This is a genomic window from Paenibacillus sp. 01T422, assembly GCF_056398785.1.
On the sequence record NZ_JBFTQB010001466.1, the window covers coordinates 1 to 764 of the forward strand.

1 protein-coding gene is annotated in these 764 nt (G+C 56.7%); it reads right to left on the minus strand.

Annotation, left to right across the window (positions count from 1 at the left end; all coding sequences use genetic code 11):
* Positions 1 to 764, minus strand: a 764-nt coding sequence (locus tag AC1DUA_RS39535) for a glycoside hydrolase family 88 protein (RefSeq protein WP_477504873.1), incomplete at both ends; no start/stop codon positions are given.

Genomic DNA, 764 nt, shown 5'->3' on the forward strand with positions numbered 1-764 from the left:
GCCCAGCAGTTTAGCAATAGACTCCACGTAATAGTAGTCGCCATAGATCAGCGACACGTTCACGTTTTGCCCAGCCGGTTTGTTGCCCGTGCCTTCCAGCAAAATAGCCTGATGCTCCGGCTGATCCCACGTACCGTAGTTCTGCGTGAGAGACAGCAGCATGCGCTCCGCAGCGCGGCGGTAAATATTGCCTTCAACGGCTGGCAGGAATTCCGCCAGTTCAATCAACCCCGATGCGGCGCATGTAGCAGCCGATGTATCTCTCGGCTCATCGTCCAGCGATGCAGCCGCACGGAAATCCCAATGTGCCACATGATCCTCCGGCAGGCACGCCAAGAAATAATTCGCTACACGCTGCGCCGCACGCAAGTAACGCACTTCTCCCGTGTAACGGTAGACGTTCGCCAAGCCATGCAGCGCCCATGAGGCTCCGCGGCTCCAAGCTGACAGCGGCCCTGCACCTTGGCCGCCTAATGATTCAATAAGCTCGCCCGTCTTCGGATCGAAGCTTAGGATATGATTCACCGATCCGTCTTCGCGGACGAATTTGTCAACGACTGTATCCGCATGTGCCCTGCCGATTTGTTCAAAGCGCGGATCGCCAGTCATTTCCGCAGCCCAGAACAGGATGGACAAGTTCATTGTGGAGTCGACGATGGACCAGCCGATTTTCTCCTGATTCCATGCGCGAAGGAAGCTGCCTGCCAGATTATAACGGCCCGCCAAGAAATTAGCTGCCTGCAAGCCGCGGCGCAATCCATCGC